This is a genomic window from Idiomarina sp. UBA4206 (assembly GCF_002383015.1).
GTDB lineage: Bacteria > Pseudomonadota > Gammaproteobacteria > Enterobacterales > Alteromonadaceae > Idiomarina > Idiomarina abyssalis.
The window spans coordinates 1-1,350 of record NZ_DFTS01000022.1; the positions used below are offsets into that span (position 1 = coordinate 1).

Sequence of the window (1,350 nt, forward strand, 5' to 3'; positions counted from 1 at the left end):
TGATAGTATTGTTAAAGAGCGTTGCTTCTTTCGAAGCAGGGAGGCGTATTCTACACTTCCCAGTCGTTTCGTCAACCACTTTTTAGCGGCTTTTTTCAGCCCGGCTGAAACAAAACGCCGTTGCCTGAATCCCTTCCGGATAACTCATGACAACGGCGGCGAATTATAGTGATCTCTCTGAGCCTTTCAAGATCTTTTTTTGATCTCAAACATCAACTGACTAAAAAACAAACTAACTACTTTAAAACCCCTTATTATTGAACGATTTTAAATCTATTTTGTTGTTTTTTTGTGCTTTATTTGAACTGTTGTTATATTAAAGTCTCAAATAATAAATGGACTCAATTTAGGGGCTTCGATTATATGCGCTGGAAATTAATTACGTTTACCTGTTTACTTGTGGCAACTCTAAATCCGAGCGCAATACGAACGAGCAGTGCTATCACTCTTGATAGCAACACAACAAGTTCAGAGTCCGAGTTAAAAAGTACCTACCGAAATATCATTGATAACCACCTAAACAAAAATTTCTCGATTATGCGCACAGTCCGCATTTTAATTAACCATTACCCTGAGCACGCCAGCTATATTGTTGATGCAGCATTTGATGCGAGGGAAAATCGAGTTAAAGCCATTGTCGTTGCTGCGATGCAGGCGGAACCCGCTGTTACCTACAGCGTGGTCGACATAGCTATTCAGCGCTACCCTGACTTGTGTGACGCTATCGTCGAATCGGCTATTCAAACCGAACCGGCTTATATCGACGACATCATTAGTATTGCTCTCAAACGAGAACCTGGGCAAGCAGACATAATTATACGAAAAGCAGTGGCATCACACCCAGACTTCACCGAATCCGTTTTGCGAACTGCGGCAAAGGAAGCACCTAACTCTATACTCTCCTCAATAACCGAATCTATTAAAGCACTGCCAGACACAGCTACGGCACTAGTCTCTGTGTTAAAAGACTTCTTTGTCGGCACTGATAAAGAAAAGCAGAACTACAGTTTGAATAAGGAAGAGTGGAGATTGCTTACTTTAGAAGCAAAGCAGTCGGGAGTAAGCCGTAAAGAACTTGAGTGGCTGGTTAATGAAGGGTATTTAGAAAAGGAGACGTTAGCGAAAATCTTTGACGAGAAGCTAAACTAAAAAAAATCGCAATTCCAAAAACAAAAAAGCCGACTGCGTACAGTCGGCTTTTTAACTTTCTGAATCAGTTTACTCAGTAACTTCTTCCGCTACTTCTTCAACTTCTTCTACTTCTGGGCGACCAACTAATTCAATGTAAGCCATTGGTGCGTTATCACCTGTACGGAAGCCACACTTCATAATACGAGTGTAACCACCTGG

The 1,350-nt window shown here is 41.5% G+C and carries 1 protein-coding gene and 1 pseudogene; one reads left to right on the forward strand and one right to left on the reverse strand.

Annotated elements, in window-relative coordinates; all coding sequences use genetic code 11:
• Nucleotides 1-537: 537 nt before the first annotated feature.
• The gene (locus B3180_RS04800; protein ID WP_233399473.1) at nt 538-1,149 is read left to right on the forward strand and encodes a hypothetical protein; all 612 of its coding nucleotides are present in this window, start codon (nt 538-540) and stop codon (nt 1,147-1,149) included.
• A 69-nt stretch (nt 1,150-1,218) separates the two neighbouring features.
• On the opposite strand, the pseudogene rplQ reads toward B3180_RS04800, so the two are convergent.
• A pseudogene (gene rplQ, locus B3180_RS04805) lies at nt 1,219-1,350 on the reverse strand (50S ribosomal protein L17); the annotation flags it as partial.